The 16,928-nt window shown below is 60.1% G+C and carries 10 protein-coding genes; 7 read left to right on the top strand and 3 right to left on the bottom strand.

Translation table 11 applies throughout. The annotated features are described in order from the left end of the window. Both PMI21_RS03995 and PMI21_RS04000 read left to right on the top strand, forming a co-directional pair. Positions 1 to 3,867: beta strand repeat-containing protein (locus PMI21_RS03995; protein ID WP_007941190.1), on the top strand; the 3,867-nt coding region annotated here is incomplete at its 5' end. 147 nt (positions 3,868 to 4,014) lie between these two features. After that, positions 4,015 to 4,353: a hypothetical protein gene (locus PMI21_RS04000; protein WP_007941188.1), complete on the top strand. Its 339-nt coding sequence runs from the start codon at positions 4,015 to 4,017 to the stop codon at positions 4,351 to 4,353. Between the two features lie 153 nt (positions 4,354 to 4,506). Here PMI21_RS04000 and lapD read toward each other — a convergent pair whose 3' ends face one another. Together lapD and lapG are read right to left on the bottom strand one after the other, a co-directional pair. After that, entirely contained in the window at positions 4,507 to 6,453 is a 1,947-nt protein-coding gene (gene lapD, locus PMI21_RS04005; RefSeq protein WP_007941187.1) for a cyclic di-GMP receptor LapD, read from the bottom strand. 14 nt (positions 6,454 to 6,467) lie between these two features. After that, positions 6,468 to 7,160 carry a cysteine protease LapG gene (lapG, locus tag PMI21_RS04010; RefSeq protein WP_007941186.1) on the bottom strand — a complete coding sequence of 231 codons (693 nt, stop codon included), beginning with the start codon at positions 7,158 to 7,160 and terminating at the stop codon, positions 6,468 to 6,470. A gap of 244 nt (positions 7,161 to 7,404) precedes the next feature. Here lapG and PMI21_RS04015 point away from each other — a divergent pair, with 244 nt between their 5' ends. The 5 genes from PMI21_RS04015 to PMI21_RS04035 all read left to right on the top strand — a co-directional run bounded on the left by PMI21_RS04015 (position 7,405) and on the right by PMI21_RS04035 (position 14,492). Continuing rightward, the gene (locus PMI21_RS04015; RefSeq protein WP_007941185.1) at positions 7,405 to 8,115 is read left to right on the top strand and encodes a GntR family transcriptional regulator; all 711 of its coding nucleotides are present in this window, start codon (positions 7,405 to 7,407) and stop codon (positions 8,113 to 8,115) included. A 758-nt stretch (positions 8,116 to 8,873) separates the two neighbouring features. Beyond that, complete coding sequence (locus PMI21_RS04020; protein WP_007941184.1) at positions 8,874 to 9,650, top strand: DUF3050 domain-containing protein; 777 nt, start codon at positions 8,874 to 8,876, stop codon at positions 9,648 to 9,650. After that, positions 9,647 to 10,576 carry a diiron oxygenase gene (locus tag PMI21_RS04025; protein WP_007941183.1) on the top strand — a complete coding sequence of 310 codons (930 nt, stop codon included), beginning with the start codon at positions 9,647 to 9,649 and terminating at the stop codon, positions 10,574 to 10,576. The genes PMI21_RS04020 and PMI21_RS04025 overlap by 4 nt, the downstream gene beginning before the upstream one ends. A gap of 13 nt (positions 10,577 to 10,589) precedes the next feature. Next, complete coding sequence (locus PMI21_RS04030; protein ID WP_007941182.1) at positions 10,590 to 13,994, top strand: non-ribosomal peptide synthetase; 3,405 nt, start codon at positions 10,590 to 10,592, stop codon at positions 13,992 to 13,994. 30 nt (positions 13,995 to 14,024) lie between these two features. Then, positions 14,025 to 14,492 (top strand): SRPBCC family protein, encoded by a 468-nt coding sequence (locus PMI21_RS04035; protein ID WP_007941181.1) that lies wholly within the window; start codon positions 14,025 to 14,027, stop codon positions 14,490 to 14,492. 151 nt (positions 14,493 to 14,643) lie between these two features. Here the strand turns inward: PMI21_RS04035 and PMI21_RS04040 are convergent, their stop codons facing one another. Continuing rightward, positions 14,644 to 16,524 carry a methyl-accepting chemotaxis protein gene (locus PMI21_RS04040; RefSeq protein ID WP_033064204.1) on the bottom strand — a complete coding sequence of 627 codons (1,881 nt, stop codon included), beginning with the start codon at positions 16,522 to 16,524 and terminating at the stop codon, positions 14,644 to 14,646. Positions 16,525 to 16,928 lie beyond the last annotated feature (404 nt).

Here is a 16,928-nt window from a genome sequence, read left to right as displayed (position 1 = left end):
AAAACCACCGGCACCGTCACTGTCCCGGCACCATCCGATGACGTTTACAAAGACGCCGGCACGGTCCAGGCGACCATCTCCACCGCCACCGGTGGCAACTTCGAGAATCTGGTTCCGAGCACCACCCCGGCAATCACCACCGTCGCCGACACGATCGACAAAACCGAAGTCAGCATCAGCGGCAGCACCTCGGTGACCGAAGGACAGACCGCCAGTTACACCGTCAGCCTGACCCACCCGGCGCAGACCGAAGTGACCCTGAAAATCGTCTACAGCGGCACTGCCGCCGACGGTTCGGACTTCACCGGCGTGTACACCGTGAAAATCCCGGCCGGCGCCAGCAGCGCGAGCTTCAACGTCGCAACGCTGGACGACAAGCTCACCGAGGGCACCGAGAACTTTGTGGTCAAGATCGACTCGGCCACCGGCGGCAACTTCGAAAACCTCGCGGTCAGCAGCACCAACGGCAGCGTCAGCACCTCGATCATCGACAACGATGCCGCGCCGGTTCTCGACCTGGACGCCAACAACTCCAGCGGGGCCACCGGGGCCAACTACAACGTGACCTTCACCGAAGGCACCACCGGCCAAGGCGTCTCGATCGGCGACACCGACCTGACCATCACCGACCCGGACAGCACCATGCTGACCGGCGCGACCATCGTGCTGACCAACCGTCAGCCGGGTGACGCGCTAAACCTGGGCAACAGCGTCAATGGCATCAGCATCAACGCCAACAGCCAGGACGGCACGGTCACCCTGACCCTGTCGGGCAACGCGACGCTGGCCGACTACATGCAGCAGATCAAAAACATCAGCTTCACCAACAGCAGTGAGGATCCGAGCACCGTGCCGCGGATCATCACCGTGACGGTGACCGATGGCAGCAACTATTCCAACACCGCGACCACCACCGTCAACGTGGTGGCCGTGAACGACGCGCCGACCGCTGCACCGGTTAACGTCACCGGCACCGAAGACACCCCGTTGATCCTCGGCTGGTCGACCTTCGGCGTCAGCGATGTCGACAGTTCGGCCGCCAACCTGGGGGTGAAAATCACTCAGCTGCCGGGCGAAGGCAAATTGCAGTACCTGGACGGCGCGACCTGGAAAGACGTAACGACCAACCAGACCATCAGCAAGGCCGACATTGACGCCGGCAAGTTGCGCTTCACGCCGGATGCCAACGAATCGGGCGTTGACGGCTATGGTGGCAGCGGCGTGGGCAATAACCAGGCGGACTACGCGCAGATCAAGTTCCAGCCAACCGACGGTCAACTGCTGGGCAACACCGGCACGGTGAAAATCGACATCACGCCGGTTGCCGACGCGCCATCCCTGAGCGTCGCGGACAACAGCGTCAAATCCACCGGCCTGGTCAAGGAAGTCTGGACCGGTCTGTCGGGTCTGGGCACCGATGGCAGCGGCGCGTCGTCCGGCACGCTGAAATCGGTCATCGACGCCGCAGGCACCCCGAACTCCACCGGCACCGTGACCAACGTTCAGTCCGACGGCGGCGTCACCGCCGGCACGGCCTCGAAAACGTCCGGCCTGATCTACCTCGAAGCCGGCAAGACGTACACCTTCAGCGGTACCGGCGATGACAGCCTGTTGGTGACCATCGGCGGCCAGAACGTAGCCGCGACGACTTGGGGTGCAGGCGGCAAGCTGAATGGTTCGTTCACCCCGACCACCAGCGGTTACTACACCCTGGACATCTACCACCACAACCAGAGTGGCCCCGGCAACTATGACGTCAATCTGTCGGTCAACGGCGGTACAGCGGTCGACCTGAGCAGCGCTGGCGTGCCGCTGTACACCGGTGTGGCGGATCTGGCCGCCTCTGGCGTTACGGTTTCCGACCTGCACGGCACCAATGGCGAAGGCTACTACGATGGCTACAAACTCAACGAAGGCGCCGAAGGTACCAGCGTTCACCTGTCCGCGATCAAGACGGCACTGACCGACACCGACGGCTCTGAAAGCCTGAGCGTGAAGATCAGCGGCATGCCGGCGGGCTCCGTACTCAGCGATGGCGCGGGCCACACCTTCACCACCACCAACGGCGAAGCCAATGTCACCGGCTGGAACCTCGGCAGCCTGACCGTCACCCCACCGCCGTACTACAACGGCCAGTTCACCCTGACCGTGACCTCGACATCCACCGAAGCCCTGGGTGGCTCGGCACTGAGCACCGTGCAGATCCCGGTCACGGTGTACCCGGCGGTTTACAACGCCACCACCGCCACTGCAGCTGACGACACGATCACCGGCACCGACGGCAACGACATCATGGTCGCCGACATCGGCGGGCTGACCGTGGTGCCGGGCACCAACTACAACATCGCGTTCATGGTCGACAGCTCGGGCAGCATGAGTGCCTCCTCGATCAGCGCGGCCAAGGATTCGCTGACGGCGGTGTTCAACACCCTCAAGCAAAGCCTGGGCAGCAACTCCGGGACCGTGAATATTTTCCTGGTGGACTTCGATACCCAGGTCAATAAATCGGTGTCGGTGAATCTGAATGATCCGAACGCCCTGACCTTGCTCAAATCCGTGCTGGATTCGATGTCGTCCGGCGGTGGCACCAACTACGAGGACGTGTTCAAAACCACGGCCAACTGGTTCCAGAGTGCCGACATTGCCAATACTGGCGCGAAGAACCTCACGTACTTCATCACCGATGGCAAGCCGACCTACTACCAGAGCGGCGAACAAACCAACCCGACCTTGTACGGCAACGTGAAGCTCGATGACGTCATCACCACCAACAACTACAAGTTGGGGCAGACCTATTCCAACTACCTGGACAGCACCCACCAGCTGACCATCGACAGCGCCGGCAACGTCACGCTGCTGACTCTGAAAAACTCGGGGCGCTGGAACAGTTCCGAACTGGGCACCCTGCATGCCGAGGGTAACGGCACGTACGAACTGTCCTATCGCGATGGCACCGGCTACAGCACCGATTCCACCGCCATCGACAACTCCTCCAGCGGCTTCACATTGCTGAGCAACGTGTCGACGGTGGAAGCCATCGGCCTGAACAAGGACGTCACCCTCACCGACCTCAAGCCGTACGACTCGGATCAAACGCCACAAACCAACATCGATCCGAAAGACCTGGCCAACTCGATCATCGGCCATACCGAAGCGACAATGCCGGGTGCCGATACGGTCAGCGGCGGTGACGGCAACGACCTCCTGTTCGGCGATCTGGTGAGCTTCAATGGCATTGCCGGCGAGGGTTATCAGGCGATGCAGGCGTTCGTCGCCCAGCAAACCGGCGTCGACGTCAGCAAAGTCACCACCAGCAACGTGCACCAGTACATCACCGAGCACTACACCGCGTTCGATGTGTCTGGCGCTCACGACGGTAACGACACGCTGCTGGGTGGCGCGGGCAACGACATTCTCTTCGGCCAGGGTGGCAACGACCTCCTCGATGGCGGCAAGGGCAATGACATCCTGCTCGGCGGCACCGGCAATGACTCGTTGATCGGCGGTCAAGGCAACGACATTCTGATTGGCGGCTCGGGTGCCGACACCTTCATCTGGAAGGCTGGCGACACCGGCAGCGACGTGATCAAGGACTTCAAGGCCAGCGAAGGCGACCGCATCGACCTGCGTGATTTGTTGCAGGGTGAAAGCGGCAGCACGATCGACCACTTCCTGAAGATCACCACCGTGGACGGCGTGTCGTCCCTGCAAGTCAGCTCCGCCGGCAAATTCAACGGCGCCGATGCCGCAGCGACCACCCCGGACGTGACGATCAAACTGGAAGGTAACAATTGGTCCAGTGCCAGCATCAACTCGCTGATTGCCGGCAGTGACCCGACCATCAAGATCGATCACAACAACAGCTGATACGCAGGCTGACGGCCGCCCCAACCGGGCGGCCGTCATGTATGCGCACACCTCACGGGTGACGATTTCATCGTCGCACCGCATACTCGCCTGCGTTGGCCTATGCTGCTGACAGCACGACGCTGGTCCATTTCCGAGGGATGCTCAATGTTTTACGTGCAACGCGATGCGCAAGGTCAGTTAGTGCGCGTGGAAGCCACGGTCTACGCCGAAGCCACGGAAACGCTGCCGGCCGACCACCATGAAATCCAGGCCTGGTATGCCCACGAAGTGGTGGAGACCAGCCTCAAGCAGCTCAAGCAGAGCGACCTGGAAATGATCCGGGTACTCGACGACTTGATTCAGGTGCTGACCCAAAAAGGCGTGATCCGCGTCACCGACCTGCCGCCTGCCGCACAGGCCAAACTCATGGACCGGAACCAGGCCCGTGAAGCGCTGGGCGGGTTGAGCCAGTTGATCGATGATGATGAGACGGGGTTGATCTAAGCCTCCCCCGCCGATTGTTCCCACGCTCTGCGTGGGAATGCCTCAAGGGACGCTCCGCGTTCCAGCCCCACCGCCGGCGTTGCGCCTGGCACCGTTGTGACGCGGAGCGTCACGGGCTGCATTCCCACGCAGAGCGTGGGAACGATCAGAGGGCTACCGCCAAGGCTTCGGCTCACCAAATAACTGCCCCTGAACCCCATACAACCCCATCTCACGAATCACCGACAACTCCCCTTCGGTCTCGACCCGCTCGGCAATCAACGGTAAATCGATGCTGTGCGCCGCTCGCTGAATCGCCTCGATGAACAGGCGCTTATCGCTCTCCTGATCAATCGCGCGGATGTAACTGCCGTCGATCTTCAGATACGCCAACCCCAGCCGCGCCAGGTTGCCGATCATGCTGAAGCGCCCACCAAAACGCTGCAGACTCAGCGAGAACCCAAGCTCGCGCAAACGCCGCGTCAGCTGCTCCAGCACCGCCTGCTCGGGCAGTTGCTCTTCGCCGATTTCCAGGGTCAGTCGTTCGCCAAGATGCGAATGCTGACGCAGGATATCGAACACCGCGCTCAGCGCCTGCGGGTCCGCCAGTGTCGCCGAAGACAGGTTCAGCGCCAGCGACTCTTGATGGTCGGCCATCTGCTCAAGCACCAGTTCCAGCATCAGACGGTCCAGCCGTGCGGTCCAGCCGAAGCGCTCAAGCCATGGCAAGAAACGCCCGGCGGGAATGGTCTGGTCCTGCTCGTCGAGCAGGCGCGACAGCACTTTGTAATGCAGCACCAACTTCGTATCGTGGCTGGCCACCACCGGCTGGAAATACAGCTCGAAACGCTGCTGGTCCAACGCCTGATCCAGCAGGGTGTGCCAGGCATGGTGATCGTCGCCAACCCGCGCCAGCGCACCCTGATCGAGGCATGCCCAGCTCGGTTCGCCCTGGCTTTCCGCCTGGGCCAGTGCCTGATCCGCCAATCCGATCACCGCTTGCGGCGAGTCGCCATGGGCAAACGGCGCCAGCCCGATTGAGGCCACCGAAGCCACGTCCGTGGCGCCCGTGGCATGCAGGCTCACCAGGGCACTCTCCAGGTTGCTCGCCAGTTGCAGTGCTTCTTCACGCACCAGCCCCGGTGCCAACACGGCGAATTCGCCGCCACGAATGCGCGTGACGAGGTTCTGGGTTTCCGGGTACTTGGCGCACTCGCGGGACAACTGCTCGCCGACCGCTTTCAACAATTCATCGGTACGCTGACCGCCCAGCCGCTGGTTCAAACCGGCCAGATCCTTCACCCGCAACAGCAGTAAATAACCGGAGCTGGCCTGCTCCGAGTTGCTCACTCGCGCGTTCAATTGCATTTCGAAATAGCGCCGGTTGGCCAAGCCAGTCAGGTTGTCCTGATAGGACTCGGTCCGCAGCTTTTCACTGCGTTCGGCCTGCTCCTGGAACAGCGCCTTGAGCTTCTCGACCATCTGGTTCATGGCCTGCACCACCCGACGCAGTTCCGGGGTGCGCGGCAGTTCTGGCAGGCTGAGGAATTCGCGGCGAGCGATGGCATGGGATTGCTTGACCATGTAGTCCAGCGGCTTGAGTTGCCGACGCAGCAACAACGCGCCCAGTACCGCACTCACCGCGCCGCAGAGCAGTAACCAGCTGAGGCTGCCCAACGCGCTCTGCCACAGTTTGGCCAACGCGAACATCGGATGGCTGACCACCTCGACCCGCGCGGCCTGCTCCCAGCCACGGCTGACAATCGCATCGCCGCCGGCCGGTTCCAGGCCGATCAGTTTGACGAACCAGTCGGGCACGTTGGTGACCGCCGGGATGCCGCTGCGCTCGACAATCGTCTTGTCATTGGCCAGATCGACCACGCGGATGCTCGCGTAATAACCGCTGTCGAAGATCGAGCTGACCAGCAACTCGACCATCGCCGGGTCGTCGACGTTGGGCGTCAGGGACAGCGCCAATGCCGTCGCGGCGTCCTGGGCGTGAGAACGCAACTGATTGACGTACTGGGTGCGCGAGCTTTCCAGACTGACCATGAAGCTGCCGGTGAAGGCGACCACCAGGAACAGACAGATAGCGATCAACAGCTGTTTGAACAAAGACATCTGAGCGCGTGCTCCTAGTTAATCGTCTCGACCGGGAAACCTTCGGCCTGCATTTTCTTCAACACGTCCTGCCAGCGAGACAGGCGTTTGGTGTCTCCGACCTTCTTGTTGCCCTTGGCACCCGGCAGCCACAACCCTTCGGCATTGAAAGAGTAGACCGGCAGCAAATCGGTTCGCTGGTTGGCGGGCTTGATCGCATCGATCAGGCTGTCGAGCACCAAAGGCATGGCCTCGGGACTCGCGTAGTAGGTCAGCACCATATGCGCGCGGTTCAGGCGCAAAGCCTTGACGTAGGTAATGCGCAGCTTGTCACTGGAGACACCAAGATGACGCAGGCTGAAATATTTGGCGATAGCGTAGTCTTCGCAATCACCGGCGCCTTTCCACAAGGCTTCGATCGGGGTTTCCCAATAGTCGACCTCGTGCCACAGGTCGATGTCTTCTTCGTAGCGCATCTGCTTGTTGAAGAACCGGTTGACCACGTTGAGCTGTTCCAGCTCGCCGACCTGTTTTTGCGTGGCCAGCAACTGCTGCCAGGCATCGATGCGCTGCCGCCCTTCACCCAAAGGCCCGTACAATGCCTGCGCGCGACGGCTGATCAGCGAAAAATCCCAGTCGGCATGCAGCCCGCCCAGCATGACGCCGGCCAGCAGCAGTGCGCAGCCTAGCCAGCGCAAAATCCGAGGGATCGCGAAACGTACCGCCAATGCGAGGCATCCAGATCAGGCAGATGGAAATCTGGCTTGATGGTGAAGGTTAGTCTGCTAAAAGACAATGGCACGGTGAGATCACTGCCAACGCGCTAAACTTTGCATTACGGGTGCAATAAAAAGATCGCAGGAGCTGCCGAAGGCTGCGATCTTTTGACTTTCCGACTGTTTGACAACCCGTCAGGCAGTCACTAGTGTCCATTTGGATCCAAATATTTCAGCCAATCAGGGTGCGTTTGTCGTGACACAGAAGCCCAACCCTCTCAGCAGCATCAAGGTCAACGGGCCGATTCCCGCTCATCTGGCACGCTCGGTAATCGAAGAAACCCTGCGCGCGGCCATTCTCGACGGTCGTATTCCTTGCGGCACCGCCCTGCGTCAGCAAGACCTCGCCGACCTGTTCGGCGTTAGCCGCATGCCGGTGCGCGAAGCCTTGCGCCAGCTTGAAGCGCAAGCGCTGCTCAACGTGATCGCCCATAAAGGCGCGGTGGTCGCACCGTTGGTTCAGGGCGATGCGGCAGAGACCTATGAGTTGCGGATCCTGCTGGAGTCCGAAGCCTTGCGTCGGTCGATCCCCCTGCTTGAAGACGCCGATTTCAAACAGGCTGCACGCTACATCGACGAGTTGGAAACGGAACACGACTACACCGAGATCGGCCGGCTCAATCGCCTGTTCCACATGGCGCTTTACAACAAAGCCCCCAACCAGCGGCTGCTGAGACTGGTCGAAGACGGGTTGAACGAAGAGGAACGCTTCCTGCGCTTCAACTTGGAAGCCATGGGCCTGGGCAAACTGTCCCAGGAAGATCACCGAGCGTTGTTGCGGGCCGCCGAGGACCGGGATATCGAGCACTCGGTGATGTTGCTCGAAAACCACCTCAACCGGGGTGTCGAAGTCATCACGCACTACCTCGCAAGCCCTGAGGCGCAGCGCAGAAAAACCTCGAAGTAAACCGCGGCGACAACCCCGAGCGAACCTATTGAACGGCTCGCTTTCGTTTGCCGCGATTTCTAGCCGATCCGCACCTGGACTGCTCGACGAACAAATCTGCTTACAAATCCCCCTTTTGTTCACACCGCACCGGTGTGCAACGACTTCATGCCCACTCCCCAAAGCCCCTGCCACCCCCGAGCCCGATAATTGCACCTATCAGATCATGCAGGGGTGATAGCGACTGCCGTGAATTACGCTCACTCTTGAGCTGCCAACGAACAATGACGGGCGACGCACCGCACCCGCGGAGCAGTCACCCGCACCACAAGAACCAACGGAAGGAGTCTTGTCACGGGAAAGGAAGAACCGGCGTCGCTCCCAGCCAACTTCCACCCCCTCAAATCACGTCGACGATCCAAGTAAAAAGTTGCTTCGAGTGAGGCATTCACTCTTTATTTAAATTTTGGCTTATATACGCCGAAAGGAGCAACTACGCCCAAATAAAACTTTATATAAAAGTCTTATTGGAACTTGTCGCACTCGAGAAAGTTAAACTTACAATTAATTAAAAAAACACTTGCCCGACACTTTATTCATGTATTAGTTTTTCTCCGCCGCCCATAAACACCGGGGCCAAGCACTATTCAGCGATTGCACAACCCTAAAAAGCATCAATTCAATTGAGGCACCCGCTCGCCAATAGAAAACTTCAAGCAACCGTTACTTATTGATCAACACCCCCTCAACGGTATTCCAGATTACTTATAGGCTCGCTCATGAAACCGACTAAAGATCGTCTTAATCAGAAGAAAGCAGAACTTAGTGCGCACCCGATCTTTTCTGAAATACATTCGTTATCGGTGCTTCAACGCTTCATGGAAACCCATGTGTTTGCAGTGTGGGATTTCATGTCGCTGACCAAACGCCTGCAACAGGAACTGACCTGCGTTCAGCTGCCCTGGCTGCCGCCACGAGATCCGCAGGCCGCGCGTCTGATCAACGAGATCGTGCTCGGTGAAGAGTCCGATGATCGTCCGGCCCAAGGTCACTACAGCCATTTCGAGTTGTACCTGGATGCGATGCGCGAAGTCGGTGCAAGCACGGTCGCCGTCGAACGCTTCGTGGCGCTGCAAAAAGAAGGCGTGAGCTACGACGTGGCCTTGCAAAGCGTGGACGTCGACCCGGCGGCCGCGCAGTTCGTGCGCCATACCTTGCACACCGCGTTGCATGCACCGGGGCACAGTGTGGCGGCAGCGTTTCTGCATGGACGCGAGAGTGTCATCCCGCAGATGTTCCAGCGGATTCTCGACGACTGGGGTATTGGCATCGAACAGGCGCCAACCTTCCGTTACTACCTGGAACGGCACATCGAAGTCGACTCCGAAGACCACGGCCCGGCGGCGGAAAAACTCCTCGCGCGCCTGGTCGATGGCGATCCGCAGCGCGAAGAAGACGTATACGCCAGCGCCATCGCCGCCGTGGAAAGTCGCATCGCGCTGTGGGACGGCTTGCGCCTGAGCATGAGCGAACCGGTTGCGGAGGTGAACGCATGAACGCCGCCGACTACCAATCCTTCGCCGACGCCTGGGAAAGCCGCGCAACCATTCGCACCCGCCCCCGGCGCGTGCTGGAGAACGATGACAAGCTGATCTATCCACTGAGCCGCCAGCCGTTGGTGCTGAGCGAAACCTTCCTGCGCGAATGCCCGGAACAACGGGATTTTGCCCTGGTGCAGACACTCTACAAGTTCATCAACGACGTGGTGATTTTCGAAACCGAGATCGTCGACAAGACCGCCCGCAGCATCGCTAAAAACCGCTTCAGCGTGGCGTTCCCGTTCGCCTGTCGCTACGACGCCATGACTGTGGTGGTGGACGAGGATTACCACGCCCTGGTGGCCATGGACTTCATGCAGCAGACCGTCGCCATGACCGGCATCGCGCCCATCGAACTGCCGGATGAAATCGAACTGAGTCGCGCGATTCCAGCAGCCGTGGCGCTCGCACCGGAGCACCTGCGCAGCGCCGTAGAGCTGATCTGCGTGGCCATCGCCGAGAACACCGTGACCGGCGATGTGGCAGCGTTCGCCAAGGACGACACGGTCAAGCAATCGATCAAAGGCCTGATGGCTGACCACTTGCTCGACGAGGGTCGTCACTCCGGGTTCTGGTCGCGGTTGGTGCGCATCTACTGGCACACCGCAAGCGAAGACGATCGCCAGTGCATCGCGCACATCCTGCCGGTGTTCATCGGCCATTACCTGACCAACGACATCCAGAAGTCTTTCGACTTCCGCCTGATTGAGGCCTTGCAGGTCAGCGACGTGGCGCGTCGGGCACTCAAGAGCGAAGTGTCGGGGCTGGCCTTCCCGATCAATCGCCATCACCCGCTGGTCGCCAACATCGTGCGGTTTTTCCGCAGCAGTTCGCTGCTCGATTCACCGTGCGTGCAAAGCGCCCTGAGCGACTACCTGGTTTAACGAGGAGAACATCATGAGACGTCTCGATATTTTGCTCATCGGGCAAAGCCAGGCCCTGGCCGAACTGGCGCTGGAGCTCGAACAACACGGTCATTCACTGGCGCGACTTGCGAATGTGGAGGACACGTTTGATCTGCTGATCGACGATGCCAGCCTGCCGTTTCAGGACTTCGGCAATGCGCCGCGCCTGACGCTGCAACTGGGTGTCGGGCTGCCGGGAGCTTGCGGACTGCCACCACTGGACCTGCTGTGCACGCACAACTCGACGCCGCTGACTCGCGTGCCGATCGCCGAAGAGTCGTCCGGCAACGGCCAGGCATTGCGCCTGCGAGCGGTGGCTGAGCTGGTCGATCACGTGGCACTTCTGGTCAGCCGCTTCTCCCGGGATGCCGACTATTTCCTGCAGGCCGAGACGACGACTTCCGCGCACTTCGAGCAGGTGGAAAACCTGCTGTTCCTGGAGCAGCTGGCCTTCTTCCATCGCCTCAACAACACGGCGGAACCACGGCTGCTGCAGCTCGGGCAGGTCCCGATGATCGAGCGGCTTGAACAACGCTTCATTCAGTCTGCCGAGCGTCCGGCGCTGAACATCGCCGGCACGTCGCTGAGCTATCGGCAACTGCACGCCCACAGCCGCGCCATCCAACAGCGATTGCAACCGTTGCTCGAGCAGCATCAAGGACGGTTGGTGGTCGGGATCTGCCTGCCAAAATGCAGCGCGTTGTATGCGGGGATTCTGGCGATCCTCGGCAGCGGCGCGGTGTACCTGCCGCTGGAGCCGAGCCACCCGCTGCAACGTCAGCAGTACATTCTGGAAAACGCTGGCGCGGTGTTGTTGCTGCATGACGGAGAGCACCCACTCAGCGAGACGATGCCAGGACTGGACATCAGCCGTATCGACGGCGGCGATGTGAATCCCGACCAACCCTTGATGCGCCAACGCCCCGATCTCGACGCGCCGTGCATGGCGCTGTATACCTCGGGCACCACGGGTCACCCCAAAGGCGTGTTGCTCAGCCAGGCCAACCTCGCGCACTTCACCGCGTGGTACGCCGACTACGTGCAGCTGACCGAACAGAGCCGGGTGTTACAGTTTTCATCGTTGAGTTTCGACTCGTCGCTGATCGATATCTTCCCGACCCTGCTGCAGGGCGCCGAGCTGATCGTGCCCAATGAGGACCAACGTCGCGACCCGTTGCAACTGGTCGAGCTGATCCGCCATCAACAACTCAGCCATGCCTTTTTGCCTCCGGCATTGTTGAGCATCCTGCCGCTGGATCAGTTGCAGGTCCTCGATCATGTGATGACCGGCGGCGATGTCTGCGAACCCTATGTGATCCAGCAACTGACCCGCCAAGGCAATCTCTACAACCTCTATGGCCCGACCGAAGCCACGGTGCTGATCACCGCTCGCCAGCTGCGGCCCGGTGACAACAACCGGACCCTCGGCGCACCGATTGCCAACAGTCAGGTGCTGATCCTCGATGAGGATTTGCAACCGGTGACCGAGCAAACCGTCGGTGAGTTGTACATCGTCGGTCCGGGGGTGTGCTTGGGTTACCTGAATAACCCGCAGCAGACAGCCGAACGCTATCTGAACCTGCGCCTGCCGAACGGCCAGAGCCTGCGCGCCTACCGCTCCGGCGACATGGCCAAGTGGACCACCGACGGTATCGAGCTGTGCGGACGGCGAGACAATCAGGTGAAGATTCGCGGCTTTCGGGTCGAGCCGGAAGAGATCGAACGTTGCCTGCGCGACAGCCAGCTGTACCGTCAGGTGGCGGTGGTCATCGATCGTCATCGACGGATTCTGGCCTTTCTAGCGCAGCCTCAGGAAGCGCAACCCGGTGCCGCTCGCGAAGCCTTGAAAGCCCACGCGATGCAGTTTCTGCCGGACTACATGCAGCCGATCGCCTGGACCGAACTGGCAAGCATGCCGTTCGCCAGCAACGGCAAGGTCGACCGCAAAGCGCTGCTGGAATTGCCCGTCAATGTGACCGAAAACAGCCCACGGCGTTTGCCCGCCAGCGCCGATGAAGCGCTGTTGCTGGAAATCTGGGCCGAGCTGCTGGAGCTGCCCGCCAGCGACATTTCCACCGACGAAAGTTTCTTCAACCTCGGTGGGCACTCGATCCTGCTGTCGCGCATGCTCCTGCGTTTGCGTGAGGAGTTCGGCCGCAGCATCTCGATCAACCGCTTCATCGAGCTGCCGACGATTGCGAAGCTGGCGACTTTGGTGCGCGGGTCCGGGACTGAGGAAGTGCTGAGTGAAAAAGCCCTGGCCGACGCCTTCCGCGAATTGGACATCGAGCCGTTGCCGGTCAGCCGAATGGGCGATGTGCACAAGGTGATCGTCACCGGTGCCAACAGCTTTGTCGGTGTTCATATCGTCGAGGCGCTGCTGGCCTGGGGCGCAAGCGAAGTAGCGTGCCTGGTGCGCGATGGCGGCGGGCAATCGGCGGCGCAACGCTTCGCCCAGGCGTTGAGGGAAAACCGCCTGGAACATCTGGACCTGAGCCGGGTGCAGGTTTACGCGGCAGACATCACTCGCCCGCAACTAGGGCTTAGCGAAGACGTTTACCAGCGACTGGATCATGAGTTCGGCGCACTGGTGCACAACGCCGCCAACGTCAATCACGTCCTCGATTACGAGTCGTTGGCGCGGGATAACGTCGAGCCGATTTTCGAGTGCCTGCGTCTGTGTGAAGGGCGCAGCAAAAAGATCTTCAACTTCGTCTCGACGCTCTCGGCCTCCAGCACGATGTCCGACGATGGCCGGGTGCTGGAATTGCCCGCCGCGCAGACACCGCCGATCTACATCAAGAACGGCTACAACCTGTCCAAATGGGTCGGCGAGCGGATTCTCGAAAGGGCGCGGGAGCGCGGGGTGCGGGTCAATCTCTATCGCCCCGGCAACATCAGTTTCAACAGCCTCACCGGCGTCTGCCAACCCCACAAGAATCGCCTGATGCTGATGCTCAAGGGCTCGATCCAGCTCGGTCAGGTGCCGGAGTTCGCACTGAATTTCGACCTGATGCCGGTGGACTTTCTCGCCCGTTTCATCGCCTTCCATGCCAGCCGTTACCAGGCCGAAAAAGCGGTGTTCAACCTGCATAACCCCGAACCCCTGAGCTGGGACACCTACGTGGCGTCCTTTCGCGAGGCCGGCCGGGAGTTCTCGATGGTCAGCGTCGCCGACTGGCAGCAGCAACTGGGCCGGGTCGACAGTGATAACGCGCTGTTTGGCGTGCTGGGTTTCTACCTCAACGGCTTCGAGGAAGACATCGGCGACATCTCGATGATCGGCCACGACAACGCCCAGGCCGGCGTCCGACAGATGGGCGCGCACTACCCGGAAAAATCCCCGGCGCTGCTGCGTCGCGGCTGCGACTACCTCAAAGAAATCAACTTCATCTGATTCAACCTCACCCAGCACGGAGCAAAAACCATGAATACTCTGCAACCCGATACCCTGATCAAAAACCCTCACGGCTGCCACGTCGTGTCTTCGGTGGAAGTACCGGCCGATGCGGCGCAAGTCTGGGCGGTGGTCGGCAATTTTGCCGGCTTCGACCGATTCATTCCGGCGCTGTCGCACATCGAGATGACGGGCGAAGGCGTGTCGTCGCTGCGCAAGAAATTCTTCAAGGACGGCAACCTGGTGGTCGAGCAGCTCAACTCCCGCAACGACCAGGCGCTGAACATGACTTGGACCACGATCTACAACACCTTGGGCGTGGCCAATTTGTGGGCAGCGATGAGTGTGGAATCCCTGGGCGCAGACAAGTCGCGGGCGACCTGGACCATCATCGCTGAACCGGCCCAGGGCGGTGACGAGGCCCTGCCGGGGTTCAAGGATTTCGTTCAGAGGTTTGCCGATGATGCGATGGGAAATGTGGTGAAGCTGTTTGTGTAGAGCTTCGGTTCAGCGGTGAGTGATCTACCGCTTTCGCGGGCAAGTCGGATCGCCGCACCGCTCGCTTCTACAGGTTAGCTCTTGTAGGAGCAAGCGGTGCGGCGATCCGACTTGCCCGCGAAGAACGATAACGAGGTCCAACTGACCTTAATCAGATCTTGAAGCTATCAACCAGTTGCTTCAAACGATTGGCCTGCTGCGACAGCGCATCACAATCCTTCAATGTTTCATTGAGGTTGGCCACGCTCTGTTGGTTCAGCAGGTTGATCTGGTTGACGTCGACGTTGAGGGTTTCCACCACCGCCGTTTGCTCTTCGGTCGCCGCGGCTACCGACTGGTTCATACCGTCGATTTCGCCGATGCGCTGGGTCACGCTGACCAGTCGCAGGCCGGCCTGGTTCGCCACTTCGACGCTCTGTTCGCTGGACACCTGACTGGCGTTCATCGTGGTCACCGCTTCACGAGAACCGACTTGCAGTGAGCTGATCATCTTGTGGATCTCTTCCGCCGACTCCTGGGTGCGATGAGCCAGGTTACGCACCTCGTCCGCCACCACCGCAAAACCACGACCGGCCTCACCGGCACGGGCCGCTTCGATGGCCGCGTTGAGCGCCAGCAAATTGGTCTGCTGGGAGATACCTTTGATCACATCCAGAATGTGGCCGATGTTGTCGGTGCTCGCGTTCAGGGTTTCGATCTGCGTACAGGACAGGCTGATTTTCTGCGACAGTTCGGTCATGGCCTGGATGGTTTGTTCCACCACCTGACGGCCGTCATCGGCCTGCTCGCTCGCGCCGCTGGCGTGTTGCGAAGCATCGGCGGCATTGCGGGCGATTTCCTGGGTGGCGGCGCCCAATTGGTTGATCGCTGCGGCCACGCTGTTGGTGCGGGCGCTTTGTTCGTCCGAACCGATGATCGAAGCGTTGGACGATGCCATCACCCGTTGCGACAGGTCGTGAACCTGGCGGGTCGCCGAGGACACTTCGCAAATCGATGCGTGAATCCGCTCCACGAATTGGTTGAAGGAACCACCCAACTCGCCGAACTCGTCTTTGCTTTCTACGACCAGACGACGAGTCAGGTCACCCTCACCCTGAGCGATGTCCTGCATCGCTCGGCCCATCGTGGTCAGTGGACGCATCAGCACGTTGATCAGCAAGCTCAGCAGCACGGCAATGGCGGTCACGGCGATAAACATCGCGATCAGAGCCGAGGTGCGGAACTGGCTCAGTGGCGCGTAGGCCTTGGCCTTGTCGATCGATAGACCGACGTACCACTCGGCACCCGGCAAACCGCTCACCGGCGTGAACGAGAGGATGCGGTCCTGCTTGTTCAGTACGACTTCCTGGATGCCTTTCTCGATGCGAACACTGGAACCCGGATAGATGTCTTTCAGGTTCTTCATCACCTGATCCTTGTCCGGACTGACGATCACCTGACCGTCGGCACTGACCAGGAATGCGTGACCGATGCCACCGAAGTCCACCGAGTTGATGATCTTCACCAGGGTTTCCAGGCTCAGGTCGCCGCCGACCACACCCAGCAGTTCGCCTTTCTTTTTCACCGGCATGGCGATGGTCACCACCAGCCCACCGACCGCAGCCATGTAAGGCGGGGTCAGCATGGTCTTGTCGGCGACCACGGCTTGTTTGTACCAGGGGCGCTGACGCGGATCGTAGCCGTCCGGCATCTTCGCGTCAGGGCGCTGGGTGAACACACCATTGGCCTGCCCGATATAGGTGAACTGGAAGTTCGAGGTGAGGGCCGGTTGATCGACCAGCCCCGGCAAATCGGCATTGGCACCTTGATGGGCAACGTTCTGCGATAGGTTTTCCAGGACCAGCACGCGGCCGCTCATCCAGTTCTGCACACTGCTGGCGGTCAGATCGCCAGCTTGCTCAACGGAGGACTCGAGGTTTTGCCGAATGGTGTTTCGCTGCAGATAGTCGTTGTACAAAGTGAACAACGCAAAAGCCAGCACCACGACGCCTGAAGCGGCCAGCAGGATTTTATGGCTGAACTTGAGATTCATTTCATGGGACTTCTTATGCCAAAAGTGGGGATGCGTTCCGGGTTGCAACATTCCATGTAACAGCGCAGACGGCATTCTGAAGCCGCTCTACTTTGGTGCACGCATGTGTCACCAGTCTTTCGGCACGAGCGGTAGAAAACTTAAGGATTTGTACAAAACCCGTCAGATAGCCGCCGAACGGCGTACTAGAGGGGACGGATTATTGGGCTTACCGCAAGTCATGATCGCGGTGTTGGGTATTTGGGTTGTGGTGTTATAGGTGACGGGGGTCTATATCTGGCGTTGCTGGCTCGACGGAGTAGCGAGACACGCAGACCTGGATTTGACCCGCTTCGGACTTAAACTTCTATAAGCCCAGAAAGACAAAACCCCTGTCTGCATAAGCAGACAGGGGTTTCGGAATT

It is taken from the genome of Pseudomonas sp. GM18, assembly GCF_000282195.1.
In the GTDB taxonomy this organism is placed as follows: Bacteria; Pseudomonadota; Gammaproteobacteria; order Pseudomonadales; family Pseudomonadaceae; genus Aquipseudomonas.
The sequence above is the reverse complement of the archived record's forward strand: the minus strand, read 5'-3'. Positions and strand labels throughout refer to the sequence as shown.

Excerpts from the sequence above, each read along its gene's own strand:
- PMI21_RS04000 (WP_007941188.1), top strand. The coding sequence starts at position 4,015 with ATGTTTTACGTGCAACGCGATGCGCAAGGTCAGTTAGTGCGCGTGGAA.
- lapD (WP_007941187.1), bottom strand. The coding sequence starts at position 6,453 with ATGTCTTTGTTCAAACAGCTGTTGATCGCTATCTGTCTGTTCCTGGTG.
- PMI21_RS04020 (WP_007941184.1), top strand. The coding sequence starts at position 8,874 with ATGAAACCGACTAAAGATCGTCTTAATCAGAAGAAAGCAGAACTTAGT.
- PMI21_RS04025 (WP_007941183.1), top strand. The coding sequence starts at position 9,647 with ATGAACGCCGCCGACTACCAATCCTTCGCCGACGCCTGGGAAAGCCGC.
- PMI21_RS04030 (WP_007941182.1), top strand. The coding sequence starts at position 10,590 with ATGAGACGTCTCGATATTTTGCTCATCGGGCAAAGCCAGGCCCTGGCC.
- PMI21_RS04035 (WP_007941181.1), top strand. The coding sequence starts at position 14,025 with ATGAATACTCTGCAACCCGATACCCTGATCAAAAACCCTCACGGCTGC.
- PMI21_RS04040 (WP_033064204.1), bottom strand. The coding sequence starts at position 16,524 with ATGAATCTCAAGTTCAGCCATAAAATCCTGCTGGCCGCTTCAGGCGTC.